Source organism: Collinsella sp. AF02-46-1 (assembly GCF_003465825.1).
GTDB lineage: Bacteria > Actinomycetota > Coriobacteriia > Coriobacteriales > Coriobacteriaceae > Collinsella.
The window spans coordinates 1-3,277 of record NZ_QSBV01000040.1; the positions used below are offsets into that span (position 1 = coordinate 1).

A 3,277-nucleotide genomic window follows, 5' to 3' on the forward strand; every position below is an offset into this window, starting at 1 on the left:
GTCCCGCGGGCCGCGAGGTGCGGTTCCGGAAGAGCTCGGGCGATTAGTGCGGCTCGGCTGAGGACGTCGCCGTCCTTGCACCTGCCGTCTATCGACCAGGTAGTCTACCTGGGCCCTTACCGGAAGGAGAACTAATCCCTGGAACGGCTTCCCGCTTAGATGCCTTCAGCGGTTATCCGCGCCGCACGCGGCTACCCGGCCGTGCCGTTGGTCGACAACCGGTTCACCGGAGGTGCGTCCACCCCGGTCCTCTCGTACTGGGGGCAGCCTCCATCGATTCTCCTGCGCCCACGGAGGATAGGGACCGAACTGTCTCACGACGTTCTGAACCCAGCTCGCGTACCGCTTTAAACGGCGAACAGCCGTACCCTTGGGACCTGCTCCAGCCCCAGGATGCGATGAGCCGACATCGAGGTGCCAAACCTTGCCGTCGATGTGGACTCTTGGGCAAGATCAGCCTGTTATCCCCGGAGTACCTTTTATCCGTTGAGCGACGGCCCACCCACTCGGGGCCGCCGGATCACTAGAGCCTGCTTTCGCACCTGCTCGGCTTGTGGGCCTCGCAGTCAAGCCCGCTTGTACTCTTGCATTCAAAAGGACGGTTGCCGACCGTCCCGAGCGGACCTTCGCGCGCCTCCGTTACCCTTTAGGAGGCGACCGCCCCAGTCAAACTGCCCGCCTGGCACGGTCCCCGAGCCGGTTGACGGCCTCGGGTTAGGACGCCGGTCGCGCGAGGGCAGTATTCCAAGGGCGGCTCCCCGGGGGCTGGCGCCTCCGGATCGATGCCTCCTGCCTATCCTCTACACGCGGGACCAGCGGCCAATGCCAAGCTGCAGTGAAGGTTCACGGGGTCTCTCCGTCCTTCCGCGGGTAAGTCGCATCTTCACGACCAGTGCAATTTCACCGGGTCCATGGTCGAGACAGCGCCCAAGTCGTTGCGCCTTTCGTGCAGGTCGGAACTTACCCGACAAGGAATTTCGCTACCTTAGGACCGTTATAGTTACGGCCGCCGTTTACCGGGGCTTGGCTTCGGGGCTTCGCGCGATGCGCTAACTCCTCCGCGTGACCTTCCGGCACCGGGCAGGCGTCAGACCCTATACGTCGCCTTGCGGCTTCTGCAGAGTCCTGTGTTTTTGGTAAACAGTCGCTTGGGCCTCTCCACTGCGGCCCGCCTCCGCTCCCGGAGCAAGTCCGTTCACGTACGCGCGGGCACCCCTTCTCCCGAAGTTACGGGGCCATTGTGCCGAGTTCCTTGACCATGGTTGACCCGATCGCCTCGGTATGTTCTACCCACCCACCTGTGTCGGTTTGCGGTACGGGCGCGCACGCGCCTGCCTAGGGGTTTTTCTAGGGACCTCGGGCTCACTCGCTTCGCTTGATCGCTTCGTCCGGAGCCTCGCCCTCGTGCGGACCGGATTTCCCTGGTCCGCGGGCCGCGCTCCATCACGGGGACGTCCAGAACCCCGCCGAGCCACCCCCATCCGTCGCCCCGTCGGTCGTAGCGCCGCGTGCGCGGTGCAGGAATGTCTGCCTGCTGCGCGTCGGCTACGCCTCCCGGCCTCGCCTTAGCCCCCGACTGACCCTGGGAGGATTAGCCTTGCCCAGGAAACCTCGGGTTCACGGCGGACGAGTTACTCTCTCGTCTCTCGCTACTCATGCCAGCATTCTCACTCCCATGCGCTCCACCGCCGGTCGCCCGGCGGCTTCACCGCCCATGGGAAGCTCCCCTACCGATTCTATATAGATAAAATCCCGCCGCTTCGGTGTCCAGCTTAGCCCCGTGTATTGTCGGCGCATGTCCACTCGACCAGTGAGCTGTTACGCACTCTTTGAATGGATGGCTGCTTCTAAGCCAACATCCTGGTTGTCTGGGCGGACGCACATCCTTTGCCACTCGGCTGGAACTTGGGGACCTTAGCGGGCGGTCCGGGCTGTTTCCCTCTCGAGCACACAGCTTAGCCCACATGCTCTGACTGCCGCGCTCTGGGCCGCCGGCATTCGGAGTTCGGTTGGATTCGGTAGGCGGCGAAGCCCCCTCGTCCATCCGGTGCTCTACCTCCGGCGGTGAACGCGCGACGCTAGCCCTAAAGCTATTTCGGGGAGAACGAGATATCTCCGGGTTTGATTGGCCTTTCACCCCTATCCGCAGGTCATCGCCGCCGTTTTCAACCGACGTGCGTTCGGCCCTCCACGGGGTCTTACCCCCGCTTCAGCCTGCCCACGGATAGCTCACCCGGCTTCGCGTCCGCGGCGCGGGACTCAAGTCGCCCTGTTAAGGCTCGCTTTCGCTCCGGCTCCCTTTCGGTTAACCTCGCCCCGCGCCAGCGACTCGCTGGCTCATTCTACAAAAGGCACGCCGTCACACCATATAGGTGCTCCGACTGCTCGTGGGCGCACGGTTTCAGGTACTGTTTCACTCCCCTCCCGGGGTGCTTTTCACCTTTCCCTCACGGTACTGGTGCGCTATCGGTCACAGGGTAGTACTCAGGCTTGGATGGTGGTCCACCCAGGTTCGGACCGGGTTTCACGTGCCCGGCCCTACTCAGGGACCGCGTCGCGCCGTCCGGTCTGGGTTCGCGTACGGGGCTGTCACCCGCTGCGGCCGGCCCTCCCATGCCGTTCCGCTCCCCAGCCGGACCTGCGCCCGGGGGCGGCAGCCCCCGGATGCGCGGCCCTGCAACCCCGTCGGCGGAACCCCTGCCGGGTACGCCCGCTCGACGGTTTGGCCATCGGTCCCCTTTCGCTCGCCGCTACTCGGGGAGTCTCGAGATTGATTTCCTCTCCTCCGGGTACTTAGATGTTTCAGTTCCCCGGGTTGTCCTCCCCACCCCTATGTGTTCGGGGTGGGGATATCCACACTGCTGTGGATGGGTTCGCCCATTCGGAGACCCCCGGGTCGAAGGATGTGTGCTCCTCGCCGGGGATTATCGCAGCTTGCCGCGTCCTTCATCGGCTCCCTGTGCCAAGGCATCCGCCGTGCGCCCGTGGTATCTTGCGGGACCGCATCGGGCCCGCGGGATATCCACGTGTCGCTAATTAAGTTAAATTAATCGATATCATGAATAGCGCTCGTATGTCGCAATTCGGGTATCTCATACCGCGGCACAGTAGTTGACTGTGCTCGCGATCAGATGCTCCTCACTCATATATAAGTGAATTCTTCTTGTTTGGATCGGATGAATGATTGCTATCATTCTGTCTGATAAATCGCAGAAAAGAATCGAGTCTGGAAGAATGATCTTCCATCTCTCTCCTATCGCTATGCGGCTCTCAAGGT

At 62.7% G+C, this 3,277-nt stretch carries 1 rRNA gene; it reads right to left on the bottom strand.

What is annotated here, in order from left to right:
• Nucleotides 1–23: 23 nt before the first annotated feature.
• A 23S ribosomal RNA gene (locus DWV20_RS09700) occupies nt 24–2,998 on the bottom strand.
• Nucleotides 2,999–3,277: the final 279 nt, after the last annotated feature.